Genomic DNA, 15,945 nt, shown 5'->3' with positions numbered 1-15,945 from the left:
GACATCCCGGCAACGGTGATCGATCGAATGGCGGCCTACCAAGACCGACGGGGCGGTCTGCTCCTGCCGCCCGCACCGCAGTACGACGGAGGCCCCAAGTACCTCGATTCGAACGCGCCCGAAGCAGACTCCGCCGGGTGGTGGTTCGAAGCCGGGATGCAGCGGTCAGCAGTTCCCTGCTCATTCATGATCAGGCCGTCCGGTGAGCTCGGTATCCACACGCAGAGGCGGGCGCCCCTCCACGCGACCATCGAGGGCTGGGTGCAATCGCTCGCCTTGGCTCACCACGTGTCCATGCGGGCACACAGATCACCGAACTCGTCGGCGACGACGTCGACGGCATCGACCTGGACGGCTACGTGCCGGCGCGCGAGGTGAGGGGCGCGGCGGACACCTGGTGGAGGGGGCCCGACTCGCTGACTGTCGGTGTGCGGCACCTGCCACGCCGACGACGTCGCCCGCGAGGAAGCCACCGCCGGAGCCGCCCGCCTCCAGGCCGCCGCACCCCCGGAGCCGGAGGACGACCAGGAGCCGGGCCGTGGCCGCGGCTGGTTCCGCCGGCGGATCTGACCGCACGAGCCCGCTGTGCGGCCGGCAGCCGCCAGGCCGCACAGCGGGACCGGTCCCGAGGTCACCGCACCACTGGACGGGACGGATGGGCCCATCCGACGTGGACAGCCCACCGGGGGTCCCACACAGGGCCGTATGAGACGCAGCCGGGAAGAGACCGCATCCCAGGATCTGCCGGGTGACCTGTGGCACGCCCTGTCCCAGCTCCAGCACACCCACCCCGACGCTGTGGGCCGCGTCGGGTCACTCGCCCGCCCGGTCGGATGGCTGTCCTTCGCCGCGGCCGCCGACACCGTCCTCGCGGCCCGCGTGCAGTTGTCCGGCGCGGAGACGATGCAGGAGCTGAAAAGAGACGCTCCGTGCGATCACCGGGGGCATGCACGCCCACTTCACCGGTCCCGGCGTCGCGCTGGAGGTCACGCTCGGCAGACGGCAGGAACTCCCGATCCACCAGGCGCACACCGCCGGCCTCACCCGGCTCCTCCGCCACGCGGCCGGCACCATCGGTGCCCGCAGCACGCCGGGAGGCGGCCGCTGCTTCCACTGCGGCGGGACCGGGCACGCCCGGCCCTTGTGGGAGCCGGCTGCAGGGCAGGCGTGAGCGACACGCAAGAAGAACGCCCGCGCCCGGGGCCGTCCTTTCTGGACGGCGTGGGGCGCGGGTGGGGGAGGGCCCCGAAGGCTTACGCCGGTAGGGGCGCACGCTCCGGGCGCGGCGCCGCAAGCGGAGAACGGCGGCCTTCCTCCACGGCGCGCAGCTGCTCCCGGTCGACGTTCGGGTGCGCGGCGTGGATCGCGTCGACGGAGGCGGTGGTGTAGTTGCGGTGGGGCAATTGCGGGGGCGCGGCTGATGTCGGTTGCGGGGCCAGCGGCTGAGGTCAGGCTGTGGTGCAGGTCCTGCCGCTGAGGGTGAAGGTGGTCGGGGCAGTGTTCGTGGCGCCCCTGTTGGCGATGAAACCGAGAGTGACGGAACCGCCGGCGGTGATGGTGTCGGTGTAGGAGGCGGGGATCACGCTCACGGAGCCGCCTGTCTGGGTGGGGATGCCGCCCCACATGTTGTTGATGGTCTGGCCGTTGGTGAAGGTGAAGCCGAGCTTCCAGTTGCTGACAGCGGCGGCGCCGGTGTTGCGGATGGTGATCTCGCTCTGGAAGCCGCTTCCCCAGTCCCCCACCAAGCGGTAGCCGACGGAGCAGGTGCCCGCCGGGGCGCCGGTGGTGGTAACGGTAACGGTGGCCGAGCGGGTGGAGCGGTTGCCGGCCGCGTCCTTGGCGTAAACGGCGAAGGTGTAGGCCGTGTTGCCGGACAGCCCTGTGACCATGGCCCGGTTGGACGCGGAGTCGGCCACCCGCGTCTCGGTGCCGCCGGTGACACGGACGACGTCGTAGCCGGTGACACCCACGTCGTCCGTGGAGGCCGCCCAGCTCAAGGTCACGGAGGTGGCCGTCACCTCGGAGGCGGTGGGAGTCCCCGGAGCGGTGGGCGCAGCGGTGTCACCGCCGGGTTCACCGGGGCTCTGGCTGAGCAGGTGCGCTTTGAACCCCTCACCGTAGGTGCTGGTCGGTGTGCCGTTCCAGTCCTCGATGAGCACACTGCCACCGCTGCAGCCCCAAGGGTTCCAGGTCCAGGCCGTGTACCCGACCTTGTTGGCGTCCGCCCAGGCCATCACCTGGTCGATGTAGTCATGGGCGCAGGTGTTCTGACCGATCTCGCCGGCCTGGACCGGCACCTGGGCGGCGACCGCTCCGATGTTGCTGTCCCAGCACGCGGTGGTCACGCAGCCGTTGAAGTTGTAGGAGTGCCATGAGGCCATCAGATTGCCGGTGGGGTCGGCCGGCTTGAATTCCAGCCACCGACTCAGGTTGTTCGTCCACTCCAGACCGCCCGACATGATCACGTTGGTGGCACCGGTGGCGCGTACCGCGTTGACGAGGGTCTGCATGCCGGCGACGGGGTAGGTGATCCCGGCGCAGGTGCCGCCGTCACGCAGACAGGTCCATGCGGCCGTGGCGTCGGACCAGTTGTTGGCCGCGTCCGGGTACGGCTCGTTGAACAGGTCGAAGACGACCGCTCCGTTCCCCTTGAACATCGTGGCCACCTCGGACCAGAACGTGGGGGCGTAGCGCGCGTCCGGCATCGGCTTCTGACAGGTGGCCGCGACGTCCGGGCAGCCTCCGCCGGGGCCGGTGTACTCGCCCCAAGTCCAGTGCAGGTCGAGGATCACGTTGATGCCGTTGGACACCAGGAGGTCCGCGTAGGACTTGACCGCCTGCTGGTACGCCGCCGCGCTGGGCGCTGTCGGAGGTAGGTTCCCGGTGCCCAGCCAGCACTCCTCGTTCAGCGGGATCCGGACAGTGTTGATCTTCCATGCCTTCACCGCGTCGACGGCCGCCTGGTCCGTCGGCCCGTCGAATATCTCCTTGCCCTGGACACAGCCGAACTCCCCGCCGGACCGGTTGACGCCCAGTGGGCGGAACGTGGAATCGGACCCGGTGACCAGGCGGTTGCCCGACACGTGCAGTGCCGGCGCCGCTGCGACCGCCGATGCCCTGCCGTCTGCGGCGGACTGACCGGCCGCCGGCGAGGCGACCGCCGAGGCCGGGCCGCCGAATCCGGCCACCGAACCCGCCATAAGCACTCCGGCAACGCCGAAAGCCCGAAGGGCTCTTCGCATGCTCATCGCACTCTCCCTCAACGCACGTATATGACCGATCACTCCATATGGCACCGCCCGGCGAGAGACCGGCCTCAAAGCGGGTTCCACAGTGGGCAATGCGCCTCTACCTGGCTGGATGACCTTCGATACTGCGCACAAGCTGATCCGACGACCGTGGGAGCGCTCCCATAGGTAGTGAGCCTAGATGCGCCGGGCAACCGCACGGAAGCTCTCTGCAGCACTTGTTTCTGACGTCGAACCGCGAGGCTTCGGAAGCGAGCAGGGGAGGGGGTCTACGGCTGCGTCCGCGTGCGCGAGAAAGGATTCACCCGCCCGGGCACGGACACCCTCACAAAGCGCTCCGTCCGGACCCCGCGTCCCGGAAGGCTTTCCGCATGCGCGAGGACATGGACGAGGACCTGGCCCTGACGTCGTAGGCCACCGCACAGCGGCGTGGGGACCGGGCCCTCCAGTGCGACGCGACCGCCGTGTCCACGGCGCCGGACGGCACCCGCGCGTACGCCCTGCTCGACGGCGTCGGCGACACCCCAGCCGTCCACTCCTGGACCAGCACCGCCGCCCTGCGCCTGGCCCGCGCCGCCGCCGAGAGCGCGCGTGAGCACGTGCTAGTCGGCCCGTGTGCGCGGTGGTGGACCGCAAACCCGAGCGGGCCCCTTGGCTGGTAGGCCCGCGTAAGCCGCCGAAGGAACCCGACTGCCCTGATCGAATGATTGATGAGGGGGACTTCCGGATCGGTGACGTGCTGTCGGTTGCTTGCCCCTTCACGGTTACCCGGGTCGTGCAGGGTGTCACGTGTAAGTGCGATTGCCGTGGCGGGATATCGACACCGAGAACGAGTTCGCGCGCTGGAACGGGGTCGTCGCCCTCGGCGTGAAAAGCGGCGGGAGCCTCTCGCCTGAGGTGGAGGCCGAGCTCTTTCGAACGGCCCCCCGCCCGAACAGCTGAAGGCGGGAGACGTCTGCCGGGTCGGCGTGCCGCCCACCGTCGTGCACGTGACGGACGTTGAACACCACGCTCCCCGCTGGAGACGGCCTGGCTGCCACATCCCACCCAGACCGTGACCGTGCTGCCCCGAGGTCTGTCCTATCGCGAGTTCCCGGACGAGAGCCATCTCGATGGCTCGGGGTACACCATCCACCCGGGCGATGGGATTCCCTTCACCTTCGTACTGTTGATGCGCCCATACGCGTTCCTCCAGGTGGGCGACGAGGTCGCCGATGCCGTCGGCCGGGTATGGCGGTCCGGCGGGCCCTGGGACTGGACCGCCTTCGACGGGGAGTCGGCTGGCGCGGGCCCTGCGTGGCCACTTGTCCTGCTCACCCGAGCAGGAACGCCGTGCTCCGTCGAGGACGCCGAGGCGGTGGCTGCGAGTACGGCGAAGGGTTCGCACCAGGAGACGATCCGGGACTGGATGGCACTCACCGAGGCCTCGTCCACACCCTGACCCATCCGGACGCCTGCCGCATCTCTGCCGTGTCTGAGCGAGGACCTGGCCCCCCGGGCCAACTATCGTGCACGGTCACATCAAGCATTCCGGTCCCGGTGCGCACCGCACCACCGCAGTCCTGGAGGTGCGGCTACCTGGTGGTGCGGTGCGCCGGGTGCGCCTCCATCGCCTGCTTCTCCGAGCAGCCCAGGACCAGCCGTTTCACGGCGAGGGGCAGCTCGGTGGTGGTCGCTGTCCCGTATGCGTGCGGCAGAGGTTCGGCGGCTGGCGGTGCCAGGTTGGGTCAGTTGAAGGCCGCGGCCACGGCGTCCGAGAGCTGGTTCAGTATGTCCCGCGAGAGTTGCACCGAGCCGGTGAACGAGAGGAAGCCGTGAATGGCTCCCTCGACCGGGAGGTGCTGGACCGGTACGCCGGCGTTGGCCAGCTTGCGGGCGTAGTAGTCGCCCTGGTCGCGCAGCGGGTCGTTCTCGGCGGTGACGATGACGGCGGGAGCAAGTCCGGCCAGTTCGCCGCAGCGCGCCGGTGAGACCCGCGGGTCGGCGCCCTGGTCCGGGGTGCTGAGGTAGGCGCCCCAGAACCACTCGAGATAGGAACGGGAGAGGACCGGACCCGTCACGTTCTCGTACATTGAAGGGCTGTCGTCGAACCGGTCGACCGCCGGGTAGGCGAGCACCTGGAGCGTGATGCGAGGCCCCCCGCGGCGCAGAGAGTCCTGTGCGAGAACCGCGGCAAGGTTGCCGCCGGCGCTCTCGCCGAACACGGCGATGCGCTCTCCGTCGCCCCCGAAGCCCGCGGCGTTGCCCGCGACCCAGGTCAGCGCAGCATAGGCGTCGTCGACTGCGGCCGGGAAGCGGTGTTCGGGTGCCAGCCGGTAGTCGACGGAGACCACGATCGTGCCGGAGCGGCTGGTCACGATGCGGGCCATGTTGTCCTGGGTGTCCAGATCGCCGAAAACCCACCCGCCGCCGTGGAAGAAGAGCGTCACGGGCAGCGGCCCGGCATCCGGCTCGGTGAAAGGCCGGTAGATACGGACGGGTATATCGCGGCCTTCGGCAGTGGCCGTGGTGTCCCGGACCTCGGCGACCGGTACGGGAGCGCCGGCCAGGGCGCCGAAGGCACGCCCGAACGCGCGGTTCTCCGCCACCGTCAGGGTGTGGGGAGCCGGTCCGCCTTCTGCGGCCACTCCCTTGAGCAGAATCTCGATCTGGGGGTCGAGGAGCATGGCACTCACCTGTCTGAAGAGACGGCCACCCGGCATGGAATGACCTTTCCAGGATCATCGGTAGGGCATGATTGGAATGTCAATTCCAACTTGACTAGTGTGGGCATATGAGCACACCAGCGAAGACCGGAGAGCCGAAGAGACAGCGGCTCACCAAGGGGGGCCGCAAGACCCGCGATCGCATCATCGAAGCCGCTGCGGAGCTGATGTTCCACCGCGGCGCGGGGGGCACGAGCATCCCGGACATCCAGGCGGCCGCCGGGGTCAGCGCGTCGCAGATCTACCACTACTTCGGCGACAAGCAAGGTTTGGTCCTGGCGGTCATCGACCACCAAACGGACACCCAGCTCGCCCAGCAGCGTCCGCTGCTGGACAACCTGGACAGCATCGAGGCCCTGCGCGAATGGTGCGACAGGGCAGGGAGCCGACAGGACGCAAGAGGATGCGAAGGCGGCTGCGAGATCGGCTCGCTCGCCAGCGAACTCGCCGACGGCGACCAGTCGGCACGGACCAGACTCGTCTCCGCCTTCGACCGGTGGGAAGGCCCCATCAGGTCGGGACTCGCACGCATGCAGGCACGGGGCGAGCTGAGCGAGCGCGCCGATACCGCCGCGCTCGCCACCGCTCTGCTGGCCGCCATCCAGGGCGGCATGCTGTTGTCCCAGGTCCGTCGGTCGAGCACCGCCTACCGGCAGGCCGTGTCAGCGGTGATCGACCACATCGAGAGCCTCCTCGTCCGGTAGCGGCTTGGGGGCGTCAGCTCACCACTGACACCTTTCGACCTGCTGATACAGAGTTCCGGGAACAGGAACTCATCGTCGGGCCGCCCCGCTGATCGCGGCGGCCTCGGCAGCAGCCATGCCGTCCGGCATGGGCCGACGCCTCGCCGAACCGCTGGAGTGTCGCTCAGCGGGTCCTGAGTCCGTCGACGACGACGTCCAGCATTCGGTTCAGCTGGGGGCGCTGCTCGGGTGTGCCGGCCACGGAGAGCAAACCGGCGAGGATGCCGCCCACCTCGACCGGGTCGATGTCGCTGCGCAGTTCTCCTGCTGTGGCGCCGGCCTCGAGGACCATCGCCAGGACCTGCTGGACCTCGTCGCAGACCGGTCCGGTGCCGAAGCGGCCGGAAGCGCTCATGGCGACCAGGGCCTCGCAGATGCCGCGTCGTTCACCGGCCCAGTCGGCGAATCGGAGCATCCACGCGTGGAGGGCCTGCGCGGGCGGCTTGGTGGCCAGCAGGGTGCGCGCGTCTTCGCGCAAGGGCCGGATCTGGTCCCGGTAGACCTCTTCGACCAGATCCTCTCGGGTGGGGAAGTGCCGGTACAGGGTGGCGTTCCCCACTCCCGCGCGTTTGGCGATCGCGTCCAGCGAGATCGCGCGTCCGGACGCGAAGGCTTCGGCGGCCGTGGCGATCAACTGCTCGCGGTTGCGCTGCGCGTCGGCGCGCAGGGTGCTGCGTGGAGGTGTCATGACCCTCGCGATCGTGAGTGTCGGATGAGATTCGAGAGCGATTCGGGGATGTCCCCGTTTCAGTGTACGGTGAGGAAAACGGGGAGGTCCCCGATTGCGGGTGGTCTCGCCCATCGCTTCAGCGACGAAAGGTTTGCCATGCCTACAGCGGTCATCACCGGGGGACGACCGGGATCGGCAGAGCGACGGCCGAGCTGCTGCACGCCCGCAGCTACCAGGTCGCGGTCACCGGACAGAATCCCGAGTCCCTCGCGCGGGCGCAGTCCGAGCTCCCCGACGACGTGCTCGTCGTCCGATCCGACGGGCGCGTGCTCTCCGACATCGACGCCCTGATGTCGGCGGTGTCGGCGCGCTTCGGATCGCTGGACCTGCTCTTCCTCAACGCCGGGATCTTCCGTCCGGCACCGGTAGCCGAGGTGACGGAGGAGTCGTTCGACGAGCACGCCGACCTCAACTTCAAGGGCCAGTACTTCACCCTTCAAAAGGCCCTTCCCCTCATGAACGACGGCGGCTCGATCGTGCTGACCGTCGGCATCGGATCCCGTCGCGGCACTCCTGGCGCCACAGTGGGGCGGCGACACGCGGCGCGCTGCTGGCCATGCTGCCCTCGCTCGCGCTCGAACTAGCCCCGCGCAGGATTCGCGTCAACGCCGTGAGCCCCGGGGTCACCGACACCCCGCTGCTCAACAAGCTGGGGGTGCCCGAGAGCGGCCGGGACGCCATGCGCTCGAAGATCTCCTTCGAGCTCTTCGGATCCAGCCAGGAGGTCGCGGAAGCAGTCGCCTTCCTGGCCTCGGACGCCGCCGGCTACATCACCGGCCAGGACATCACCGTGGCCGGCGGCTACGGGCTCGGCGCCTGAAACCCGAGCGATCCGCCCACCAATCCGCACCTCTCGAACGCCACGAACCGCACCTCACAGGAGAACACGATGGCACTCACTCTCGACACCTATCGGCTGCTGGGCCGTTCCGGACTCCGGGTCTCACCGCTGGCGCTGGGCACGGCGACCTTCGGCACCGAGTGGGGCTGGGGCGCCGAACGCGACGAGGCACGCAAGCTCTTCGACCGCTACACCGCGCTCGGCGGAAACTTCTTCGACACCGCCAGCACCTACACCAACGGCAGCTCCGAGCGGCTGCTCGGCGAATTCGCCCGCACCAACCGCGACAAGATGGTGCTGGCGACCAAGTACTCGACGCTGCGTCAGCCCGGTGACCCGAATTCCGGGGGCACCCACCGCAAGAGCATGCTGGTGTCGGTGGAAGCCAGTCTGCGGCAGCTGAACACCGACTACATCGATCTCCTCTACGTCAACGTATGGGACTTCAGGACGCCGGTGGAGGAAATCCTGCGGGGCCTGGACGACCTGGTGAGGCAGGGCAAGGTGCTGTACGTGGCGATCTCCAGCGCCCCGGCCTGGCAGGTGTCGCGCATGCAGGCGATCGCCGACCTGCGCGGCTGGTCTCCACTGGTCGCACTGCAGACCGAGTACAGCCTGATCGAGCGCACCGCGGAGCGTGACCTGATCCCGATGGCACGCGAGATGGGACTCGGCGTGGTCCCCTTCTCCCCGTTGGGCGGCGGGGTGCTCACCGGCAAGTACAGCCGGGAGGACCAGAACCCGGCGGGCTCCGGCGCCGGCGAAACCGCCAGCAACCGCAAGAGCCTCAACGTGGCTCTGGGATGGGTCACCGACCGCAACCTTGCCATTGCCGATGCGGTGAAGGAGGTGGCCTCCGAGCTGGGCCGCACACCCGCCCAAGTCGCACTGGCCTGGACCCTGAACGCCCCAGGCGTGACGGCACCCATCATCGGCGCCCGCACCATCGCGCAGCTGGAGGACAACCTAGGTGCCCTGCACGTCGACCTCACTCCTTCCCAGCTGGCCCGCCTCGACAAGGTCAGCGCCATCGACCTCGGCAATCCGCACGACCTGCTCGCCAGCGATCACATCCGCACGGTCACCACAGGCGACATGAAGATCGAGACCCTTGGCTGATGCGCTTCATGAACAGCGATATCCACATATGTCGACACGTCTTCGATGATGGAACGGAGCAACCCCGGCATGGGTGAGTACAGCGGCAAGAATGCGGTGATCACGGGTGGCAGCAGCGGCATGGGGCTCGCACTGGCGGAGCTGCTGGTGCAAGGCGGAGCCCGCGTGGTGATCACCGGCCGTTCTCAGGCCAAGCTCGACGCGGCACGCGAGCGGCTCGGCGAGAACGCCGTGGCCGTCCGGGCGGATGTGGCTTCACTGTCCCACCTGGAAATGCTCGTCGGCCGTGTAAAGAGCGAACTTGGCTCGATCGAGGCTTTGTTCGTCAACGCCGGCATCTCAGCCCTCACGCCCCTGGAGTCGACGACCGAGAACGTGTACGACGAGCTGTTCGCGATCAATGTCAAGGGCGCCTTCTTCACTGTGCAGAAGCTCGCTCCGCTGCTGAGCGCGAACGCCGGCATCGTCCTCACCACCTCGATCGCGAACGTCATCGGCATGGTGGACACCAGCGTCTATGCGGCCGGCAAGGCGGCGCTGCGCTCGATGGCCCGCACCTTCTCCCGCGAGCTGCTTCCGCGGGGAATCCGTGTCAATGCGATCAGTCCGGGTCCCATCGACTCGGGGATCCTGGAAACGATGAACTTGTCGAAAGAGGCCGCCGACCAGTTCAGGGCGGAACGGACCGCGAGCAACCCCATGAAGCGCTACGGCACCGTCGAAGAGTTCGCAAAGGCGGCCGCATTCCTCGCCTTCGATGCCACGTACACCACCGGCATCGAGCTGGCCGTGGATGGCGGCGAAACCCAGCTCTGAGCTCGTCCGCCGTCCCACGGGCGCAAGGCCCGCCACCACGGCGGTTTCAGGCGAGCGCTGCAACCCGTGGTCGTGTCGATCAGGCCGCGGGCAGTTCATGCAAAACGCTCGGCTGGGGTTTCCCAGCCGAGCGTTTTGCGTGGGCGGCCATCAAGTTCGCCGGCGACGGCGTCAAGATGCTCGACCAGGAGGTTGTCGCGGCCCACGAAGAGACGTGAACCTTCTCCCGTGAAGTGGACACCTGTTTATGCCGTTATGCGACGAGAGTGCTGGTGACCGAAACGTTGTTCGTAGGCGATCGGAGCCCCAGCTCCTCACCCCAGGACCGCCGCCGGTCCGCCCTCGGGGCGCGGCCTGGGCACGGCGTCCCGGGCGGTCAAGTGCAAGTCGAGGCGTCTGTTCAGGTCCAGCTCGAACCGGAGCTCCAACGGCTTCGGGCACTCTAGCCGTGGCTGGCATGGCAAGGCTTCGGTGGTGTCGAAAGCATCTGTTCCAGAGGGTCTCAGATCCAGGTGGGCACGTGCCCCTTGGTGTAGCGGGCGCCGAAGCCGCCGTGGGGGAGGATCTCGCCGATGGCCTTGAGGTCGGTGTCGGTGAGGGTGAGGTCGGCGGCGCCGACGTTTTCCTGGATACGCTTCGGGCTGCGGGTGCCGGGGATGGGCACGATGTGCTCGCCCCGGGTCAGGAGCCAGGCCAGGGCGAGCTGGGAGACGGTGGCACCCTTGGTCGCCGCGAACTCGGCGAGCCGGTCGACGGCTTCGATGTTCTTCTCGAAGTTGCCCGGTTGCCAGCGCGGGTCGACGTTGCGGATGTCCGTGGCTTCGTACTGGCCGGAGGGCTTGGCGGTGCCGGTGATGAACCCGCGGCCGAGGGGGGAGTAGGCGACGAAGCCGATGCCGAGTTGGTCCAGGGTGGCAAAGAGCTGCTCGGCGTCCCGTTCGAACAGGGAATACTCGGTCTGCAGGACGGAGACCGGCTGCACGGCGTGCGCCCTACGGATCGTCTCGGGCCCGGCCTCGCTGAGACCGAAGTACTTCACCTTGCCCGCGTCGATCAGCTCTTTGACGGTGCCTGCGACCTCCTCGATGGGCACCTCGGGGTCGACCCGGTGCTGATAGAAGACATCGATGTGATCCACGCCGAGGTAGCGCAGGCTGTTGTCGGCGACCTTGCGGATGGTGCCGGGCCGGCTGTTGAGGGGGCCGCCGATCTGCTCGGGCGGTACCGACATGTCGACGCCGAACTTGGTGGCCAGGACCACGTCGTCGCGGAAGTCCCTGACCGCCTTGCCGACCAGGATCTCGTTCGATCCGGTACCCCAGCCGTACATCTCGGCGGTGTCGAAGAAGGTGACGCCCAGGTCGTACGCGCGGCGGAGGGCGGCGACGCCGGCCTCCGCGTCGGTGGGTCCGTAGGCCATCGTCAGGCCCATCGCGCCGTAGCCGATCGCCGAGACCGCAAGGCCCTGGCTTCCGAGTGTCCGGTGCTGCATGACTCACTCCTCGGAAAGACTAGAAGGAATTACTGGCGGACCGTTGTGTCAGTGCGTTGCGGCGGTCAGTCCGGCACGGTGGATGCGGGTGTGCTCGGCGACGCGCCGGCCGAGGTGGCGGGCGGTGTTGAGGTCCGCGTCGTGGACGGCGGGGGTGTCGTTGAAGCTCTGTGCGCCGGCGCCGAGGTAGAAGCCGAGGCGGTTGTCGTCCTGGGGGCCGGATGTGGTGGTGTTCCAGCCCGGCAGGAGGTTCAGGCTCACCCAGAGCATTCCGTGCTGGGCCGCCAGGAGCGCCAGGTACTGCAGGGTGTGCAGTTTGTCGCCGCTCATGGAGCCGGAGTTGGTGAATCCCGCCGCGAGCTTGTCGCTCCAGGCGCGGGTCATCCACCGCTTGCTGGTGGCCTCGGCGAAGGCGTGGAACGCCCCCGACGCGGTGCCCATGTAGGTGGGGGTACCGAAGATGATGGCGTCCGCAGCGTCCATCAGTTCCCAGTCGGCGTCGCTGAGGGAGGCGACGTCCACGCGGTGGACGTGCGTCCCGACGAGGGAGCGCGCGCCGTCGGCGACGGCAGTGGCGATCTGCGCGGTGTGGCCGTAGCCGGAATGCGACGCGATGACGATCGAGATATCGGACACGGGTGTTCCTATCCTGCCGCGATCGCGGCGTGTTCGGTGGTGTGCAGGCAGACGATGAGCTGCCCGGTGCGGCGGTCGGCCGCACTGCTCCACGAGTGGGGACCGACGTCCCGGGCCGGAGTGCGGGGCATGCCCAGGTATCGCGGGCCGGCGCCGACCACCATCAGCGTGGATCGTCGTTCCGCTTTAGAAGGTATCACCGATACACCGCCGATACGCAATATCCGATATCGTTGTTCCATGAATGAGGGACGACGCGCCGCGCGACGCCAGGTACTGCAGGTGGCCGCCAAGCTTTTGGAGGAGGGCGGCAGCGAAGCGGTCTCCACGCGCGCGGTCGCCGCAGCCGCGGGCATCACGGCCCCCGCGCTCTACCGGATGTTCGACGACAAGGACGGACTCCTGGCCGAGCTGGCCGCCTACGGATTCGAGATGTACCTGGCCGAGAAACGAGAGGCACTGGCGCTGACCCCGGACGACCCGGTGGCCGACCTCTACCGCGGCTGGGACCTGCACGTCGACTTCGGACTGCGGCACCCCGCGTTCTACATGCTCATGTACGGCACCGTGCAGCCCGGGCGGCGGCCCCCCGCCGCGGACGAGGCGCACGCTCTACTGGTGAGACTGCTGCACCGCACGGCCGAGGCCGGGCGCCTTCGCATTCCGGTGGAGCAGGCGACCCGCGTCATTCACGCGGCGACGACGGGCGCCACGCTGGCGCTGATCGGCGAAGAGCCCTCGCAGCGGGACCTGACCACTTCGGCGCGGCTGCGGGACACCGTCATCGCCTCGGTCACCACGGACAGGCCCGCCTCCTCCGGGTCCGACCTGGCCTCGCACGCACTCGCCCTCGATGCCGCACTTCAAACCGCGCTCAGCACCGGGGTACCTCTGCGAGACACAGAGACGGCTCTGCTGCGCGAATGGCTCCAGCAGTTGGCAGGCTGAAGGGAACGCCTGCTCCGCAGGCGGTGGGTGCAGTCGGTGACGCCGGCCGTGCGGAACTCGATGTGCGTGTCGGCGAACGACCGTCTGCCGACACGCACGCCCGTGATCACGAACTCGCAGGCGGGCACTGTCGGCAACTCGCGAAGGCGACACCTTGAAGGTCACCCGGCTCGACCGGCTCTCCCGCTTCGTGCTGCACCTGGTGACGCTTGGTGCCGAGCTGCGCGAGCGCGGCATCGGACTGCACGTCATCGGGCAGGGCATCGACACTGCCCCTAAGAACTCCTAACGAAATGATCTTCGAGGTGGTTGGATCGCTCCGGGACTGATGATCCGGGGGTGCGGGGTGGCTCGGCCGAAGCCGTGGGAAGTCGATGACGAGTTGTGGGCGGTGATCGAGCCACTGCTGCCCAAGGTCGAGCGCCGGACCCGGCATCCGGGCCGCAAGCGGCATCCGGACCGGCTCGTGTTCCAGGGCATCCTGTTCGTCCTGCACACCGGAATCGCCTGGGAACACCTGCCGCAGGAACTCGGCTTCGGCTCGGGCATGACCTGCTGGCGCCGGCTGGCCGAGTGGACCGAGGCCAAGGTGTGGCCGCGATTGCACGAGGCCCTCCTCGCCAAGCTCCGCGGCGCAAACGCCCTGGACTTCTCCCGGGCGGCGGTTGACGGCTCCCACATCCGGGCGTTAAAGGGGGATCCAAGACGGGACGAAGCCCTGTCGACCGGGGCAGGACAGGCAGCAAGCACCACCTGATCACCGACGCCACCGGCATTCCGCTCGCCGCCACTCTGACCGGCGGCAACCGCAACGACGCCACCCAGCTGATCCCACTCCTCCAGGCCGTGCCGTCCGTGCGGGGCAAGCGTGGCCGCCCCCGGCGCCGCCCGGACGTGGTCCTGGCAGACCGCGGTTACGACCACGACAAGTACCGCCGCCTCGTCTGGGACCTCGGCGTGAAGCCGATGATCGCCCGCCGCGGCACCGAGCATGGCTCCGGCCTGGGCATCCAACGCTGGGTAGTGGAGCGCGCGTTCGCCCACCTGCACTGGTTCCGCCGTCTGCGGATCCGCTGGGAAATACGCGACGACATCCACGAAGCCTTCCTCACCCTCGGGTGCGCACTCATCTGCTGGCGGCGCCTGGCCGCAGTTCAGCGCCGCCACTCATAGACGCCCGGTGAGGACTTCAGTACTTCGCTCGGCCACGCCTGCAGCACCTGCCCGAGCAGCTTCCGCTGCTCGTCGATCCAGCCCTCTTCAAGGCTCATGGGAAGGAACACGGAGACACATGAACTGCCGAGATCTTCTACACGGACAGCGACAGTCTCATGTTCCTCGTTGTACGGCTGGATCTTGATCTCGGGGCTGTGGCCGTCATCCCTCCAGCAGATGTCCTGACCGGCAGCAAGCAGGTCCAGAGCACGGGACCACTCCTCCAGGTCCGAAGGGAACAGGGACATGACCAGCCGACCGCCGACGAAGCTGCTGGTCACAATGACCTCTGCGTCGAGCTGATCGTGAAGATGCAACACACCCGGCGACCTACGCCCCAGCACACGCACTTGGAAGCTGTTGTCGCCATCCGAGAGGTTGATCAGTTCCACCCTGCACCCTTTGCCCTGCCCGCTCACATCTGTCGGAGCTCAGGGTCTCCGAGCCAGATCAACGGGCACAAGCAGGTTGTCCCCGCCTCATTCCGTTAGGAGCTCTAAGGAAGGGCAGGCGATGTTCGGGATGCTGTCGGTACTTGCCGAGCTCCAGCGCGAGCTGATCGTGGCGAACACGAACGACGGGCTCGCCTCAACGCGTGCCCGCGGCTGAGTCGGCGGGCACCGGCCACGGCTCACCGCGGCGCAGTCCCGTTCCAGCCCAGGTGTCCTGGAGCTCGGGAACAGTCCGCTCGAGGTCGCCGCGCTGCGCGCGCGGCTTCGGCGGCGGGTGCCCGGTTGGCTGGTGCCCGGTGTCCGGGTGGGGCTGGCCGCCCTCCCGCTCACCGTCAACGGCGCGATCGGCCGGGCCGTGCTGCCGCCGTACCTCGGCCGGCTCGCCGAGGGTGTCACCGGCATCGTCGACGACGCTGGGGTGGAGGGCGCCGTCAGTCGTGCATGTCACCCCACGGGGCCGAGCGGGTCTTCGACGAGGATGCTGTGTGTCCCGGGCACCTGCGCCGCCAGTCCCGGGGGAAGGATCTGGACGACGCTGCCCTGGCACCCCGGGACATTGTGGATGCGGACGGGAACGTCCGTGAAGTTGAGTACCGTGGACAGTTGTACGACCTCGTAGCAGCCCAGCGGGTGGTTGTGGACGACTCCGCCGATACGGAGGAATCCGGTTGTGGCGGACGCCGGGGCGGGAACGGTGAGCGCGAGCAGTCCGGCGGCCGCGAGTACGGTGAGTGTCGAGCTGATGCGACGCATGGCGCGCCTCCTCATGACCGGGCCGGAGGGTGTTCCGGCCCTGTACATGACCGTACGGAAGTGAGCGGCTACTGCATCCCGGTGTCGTCCGGACGTGCGACAGCGGGCGCCCGTCCGCTCGGCGCCGCGCGCGACTGGGGCCGGGTCCCGGGAGAGGGAACCGGACCGGTGCGGCCTTGTCCAGGGGGCAGGGGCGGTCCGGCGCCGCCGTCCCGAGCGAGTCGGGGCGTGGCCGTGCCGCGGGTTC

General features: G+C 68.5%; 21 protein-coding genes. 13 read left to right on the top strand and 8 right to left on the bottom strand.

Annotated elements, in window-relative coordinates:
- Positions 1 to 426: 426 nt before the first annotated feature.
- Positions 427 to 570: a hypothetical protein gene (locus ACSURM_RS00355; protein ID WP_436952276.1), complete on the top strand. Its 144-nt coding sequence runs from the start codon at positions 427 to 429 to the stop codon at positions 568 to 570.
- Positions 571 to 946: 376 nt separating this feature from the next.
- A complete protein-coding gene (locus ACSURM_RS00350; RefSeq protein ID WP_436952274.1) occupies positions 947 to 1,171 on the top strand; it encodes a hypothetical protein in 225 nt (74 codons plus the stop codon).
- A 277-nt stretch (positions 1,172 to 1,448) separates the two neighbouring features.
- Here the strand turns inward: ACSURM_RS00350 and ACSURM_RS00345 are convergent, their stop codons facing one another.
- Positions 1,449 to 3,200: a cellulase family glycosylhydrolase gene (locus ACSURM_RS00345; protein WP_436952272.1), complete on the bottom strand. Its 1,752-nt coding sequence runs from the start codon at positions 3,198 to 3,200 to the stop codon at positions 1,449 to 1,451.
- Between the two features lie 512 nt (positions 3,201 to 3,712).
- On the opposite strand from ACSURM_RS00345, the gene ACSURM_RS00340 reads away from it, so the two are divergent.
- Positions 3,713 to 3,910: a hypothetical protein gene (locus ACSURM_RS00340; protein WP_436952270.1), complete on the top strand. Its 198-nt coding sequence runs from the start codon at positions 3,713 to 3,715 to the stop codon at positions 3,908 to 3,910.
- 392 nt (positions 3,911 to 4,302) lie between these two features.
- Positions 4,303 to 4,689 (top strand): hypothetical protein, encoded by a 387-nt coding sequence (locus ACSURM_RS00335; protein WP_436952268.1) that lies wholly within the window; start codon positions 4,303 to 4,305, stop codon positions 4,687 to 4,689.
- A 286-nt stretch (positions 4,690 to 4,975) separates the two neighbouring features.
- On the opposite strand, the gene ACSURM_RS00330 is transcribed toward ACSURM_RS00335, so the two are convergent.
- Entirely contained in the window at positions 4,976 to 5,914 is a 939-nt protein-coding gene (locus ACSURM_RS00330; protein WP_436952266.1) for an alpha/beta hydrolase, read from the bottom strand.
- Between the two features lie 107 nt (positions 5,915 to 6,021).
- Here ACSURM_RS00330 and ACSURM_RS00325 point away from each other — a divergent pair, with 107 nt between their 5' ends.
- Positions 6,022 to 6,657 (top strand): TetR/AcrR family transcriptional regulator, encoded by a 636-nt coding sequence (locus ACSURM_RS00325; RefSeq protein WP_436952264.1) that lies wholly within the window; start codon positions 6,022 to 6,024, stop codon positions 6,655 to 6,657.
- A gap of 163 nt (positions 6,658 to 6,820) precedes the next feature.
- Here the strand turns inward: ACSURM_RS00325 and ACSURM_RS00320 are convergent, their stop codons facing one another.
- Positions 6,821 to 7,384, bottom strand: a complete 564-nt coding sequence (locus ACSURM_RS00320; protein WP_289970177.1) for a TetR/AcrR family transcriptional regulator — start codon at positions 7,382 to 7,384, stop codon at positions 6,821 to 6,823.
- A gap of 62 nt (positions 7,385 to 7,446) precedes the next feature.
- On the opposite strand from ACSURM_RS00320, the gene ACSURM_RS00315 reads away from it, so the two are divergent.
- From ACSURM_RS00315 to ACSURM_RS00300, 4 genes are all read left to right on the top strand, one after another.
- Positions 7,447 to 8,010 carry an SDR family oxidoreductase gene (locus ACSURM_RS00315; protein WP_436952262.1) on the top strand — a complete coding sequence of 188 codons (564 nt, stop codon included), beginning with the start codon at positions 7,447 to 7,449 and terminating at the stop codon, positions 8,008 to 8,010.
- On the top strand, positions 7,983 to 8,246 hold the full coding sequence (locus ACSURM_RS00310) for an SDR family NAD(P)-dependent oxidoreductase (RefSeq protein WP_436952260.1): 264 nt from the start codon (positions 7,983 to 7,985) through the stop codon (positions 8,244 to 8,246). The genes ACSURM_RS00315 and ACSURM_RS00310 overlap by 28 nt, the downstream gene beginning before the upstream one ends.
- A gap of 69 nt (positions 8,247 to 8,315) precedes the next feature.
- Entirely contained in the window at positions 8,316 to 9,386 is a 1,071-nt protein-coding gene (locus ACSURM_RS00305; protein WP_436952258.1) for an aldo/keto reductase, read from the top strand.
- Positions 9,387 to 9,455: 69 nt separating this feature from the next.
- Positions 9,456 to 10,202, top strand: coding sequence for an SDR family oxidoreductase (locus ACSURM_RS00300; protein WP_436952256.1), 747 nt, complete (start codon positions 9,456 to 9,458; stop codon positions 10,200 to 10,202).
- Between the two features lie 502 nt (positions 10,203 to 10,704).
- Here ACSURM_RS00300 and ACSURM_RS00295 read toward each other — a convergent pair.
- The 3 genes from ACSURM_RS00295 to ACSURM_RS00285 are packed head-to-tail and all read right to left on the bottom strand — an operon-like array spanning position 10,705 to position 12,461.
- Positions 10,705 to 11,694 carry an aldo/keto reductase gene (locus tag ACSURM_RS00295; RefSeq protein ID WP_436952254.1) on the bottom strand — a complete coding sequence of 330 codons (990 nt, stop codon included), beginning with the start codon at positions 11,692 to 11,694 and terminating at the stop codon, positions 10,705 to 10,707.
- A gap of 48 nt (positions 11,695 to 11,742) precedes the next feature.
- On the bottom strand, positions 11,743 to 12,330 hold the full coding sequence (locus tag ACSURM_RS00290) for a flavodoxin family protein (RefSeq protein ID WP_436952252.1): 588 nt from the start codon (positions 12,328 to 12,330) through the stop codon (positions 11,743 to 11,745).
- 8 nt (positions 12,331 to 12,338) lie between these two features.
- Complete coding sequence (locus ACSURM_RS00285; RefSeq protein WP_436952250.1) at positions 12,339 to 12,461, bottom strand: hypothetical protein; 123 nt, start codon at positions 12,459 to 12,461, stop codon at positions 12,339 to 12,341.
- A 109-nt stretch (positions 12,462 to 12,570) separates the two neighbouring features.
- Here ACSURM_RS00285 and ACSURM_RS00280 point away from each other — a divergent pair, with 109 nt between their 5' ends.
- The 3 genes from ACSURM_RS00280 (at position 12,571) to ACSURM_RS00270 (ending at position 14,451) form a co-directional block, all read left to right on the top strand.
- On the top strand, positions 12,571 to 13,278 hold the full coding sequence (locus ACSURM_RS00280; protein WP_436952248.1) for a TetR/AcrR family transcriptional regulator: 708 nt from the start codon (positions 12,571 to 12,573) through the stop codon (positions 13,276 to 13,278).
- Between the two features lie 127 nt (positions 13,279 to 13,405).
- Positions 13,406 to 13,567: a recombinase family protein gene (locus tag ACSURM_RS00275; protein ID WP_436960853.1), complete on the top strand. Its 162-nt coding sequence runs from the start codon at positions 13,406 to 13,408 to the stop codon at positions 13,565 to 13,567.
- Positions 13,568 to 13,606: 39 nt separating this feature from the next.
- A protein-coding gene (locus ACSURM_RS00270) for an IS5 family transposase (protein WP_436952246.1) occupies positions 13,607 to 14,451 on the top strand; the annotation gives its coding sequence in 2 pieces (ribosomal slippage) (positions 13,607 to 13,967 and positions 13,967 to 14,451; 846 coding nt in all).
- Here ACSURM_RS00270 and ACSURM_RS00265 read toward each other — a convergent pair.
- Positions 14,433 to 14,885: a DUF5959 family protein gene (locus ACSURM_RS00265; RefSeq protein ID WP_436952244.1), complete on the bottom strand. Its 453-nt coding sequence runs from the start codon at positions 14,883 to 14,885 to the stop codon at positions 14,433 to 14,435. The genes ACSURM_RS00270 and ACSURM_RS00265 overlap by 19 nt on opposite strands.
- Here ACSURM_RS00265 and ACSURM_RS00260 point away from each other — a divergent pair.
- Positions 14,854 to 15,102 carry a recombinase family protein gene (locus tag ACSURM_RS00260; protein ID WP_436952242.1) on the top strand — a complete coding sequence of 83 codons (249 nt, stop codon included), beginning with the start codon at positions 14,854 to 14,856 and terminating at the stop codon, positions 15,100 to 15,102. The two genes, ACSURM_RS00265 and ACSURM_RS00260, sit on opposite strands and share 32 nt — an antisense overlap.
- 287 nt (positions 15,103 to 15,389) lie before the next feature.
- On the opposite strand, the gene ACSURM_RS00255 is transcribed toward ACSURM_RS00260, so the two are convergent.
- Positions 15,390 to 15,698: a hypothetical protein gene (locus ACSURM_RS00255; RefSeq protein ID WP_436952241.1), complete on the bottom strand. Its 309-nt coding sequence runs from the start codon at positions 15,696 to 15,698 to the stop codon at positions 15,390 to 15,392.
- Between the last annotated feature and the right edge of the window lie 247 nt (positions 15,699 to 15,945).

It is taken from the genome of Streptomyces sp. SudanB182_2057 (assembly GCF_964272715.1).
Classification (GTDB): Bacteria; Actinomycetota; Actinomycetes; order Streptomycetales; family Streptomycetaceae; genus Streptomyces; species Streptomyces rubradiris.
This window is presented reverse-complemented; position numbering and strand designations above follow the sequence as displayed.

Bases quoted from the DNA above. Each gene is read 5' to 3' on its own strand.
- ACSURM_RS00350 (WP_436952274.1), top strand. From the start codon at position 947: ATGCACGCCCACTTCACCGGTCCCGGCGTCGCGCTGGAGGTCACGCTC.
- ACSURM_RS00345 (WP_436952272.1), bottom strand. From the start codon at position 3,200: ATGGCGGGTTCGGTGGCCGGATTCGGCGGCCCGGCCTCGGCGGTCGCC.
- ACSURM_RS00330 (WP_436952266.1), bottom strand. From the start codon at position 5,914: ATGCTCCTCGACCCCCAGATCGAGATTCTGCTCAAGGGAGTGGCCGCA.
- ACSURM_RS00325 (WP_436952264.1), top strand. From the start codon at position 6,022: ATGAGCACACCAGCGAAGACCGGAGAGCCGAAGAGACAGCGGCTCACC.
- ACSURM_RS00320 (WP_289970177.1), bottom strand. From the start codon at position 7,384: ATGACACCTCCACGCAGCACCCTGCGCGCCGACGCGCAGCGCAACCGC.
- ACSURM_RS00310 (WP_436952260.1), top strand. From the start codon at position 7,983: ATGCTGCCCTCGCTCGCGCTCGAACTAGCCCCGCGCAGGATTCGCGTC.
- ACSURM_RS00305 (WP_436952258.1), top strand. From the start codon at position 8,316: ATGGCACTCACTCTCGACACCTATCGGCTGCTGGGCCGTTCCGGACTC.
- ACSURM_RS00300 (WP_436952256.1), top strand. From the start codon at position 9,456: ATGGGTGAGTACAGCGGCAAGAATGCGGTGATCACGGGTGGCAGCAGC.
- ACSURM_RS00295 (WP_436952254.1), bottom strand. From the start codon at position 11,694: ATGCAGCACCGGACACTCGGAAGCCAGGGCCTTGCGGTCTCGGCGATC.
- ACSURM_RS00285 (WP_436952250.1), bottom strand. From the start codon at position 12,461: ATGCCCCGCACTCCGGCCCGGGACGTCGGTCCCCACTCGTGGAGCAGT.
- ACSURM_RS00280 (WP_436952248.1), top strand. From the start codon at position 12,571: ATGAATGAGGGACGACGCGCCGCGCGACGCCAGGTACTGCAGGTGGCC.
- ACSURM_RS00255 (WP_436952241.1), bottom strand. From the start codon at position 15,698: ATGCGTCGCATCAGCTCGACACTCACCGTACTCGCGGCCGCCGGACTG.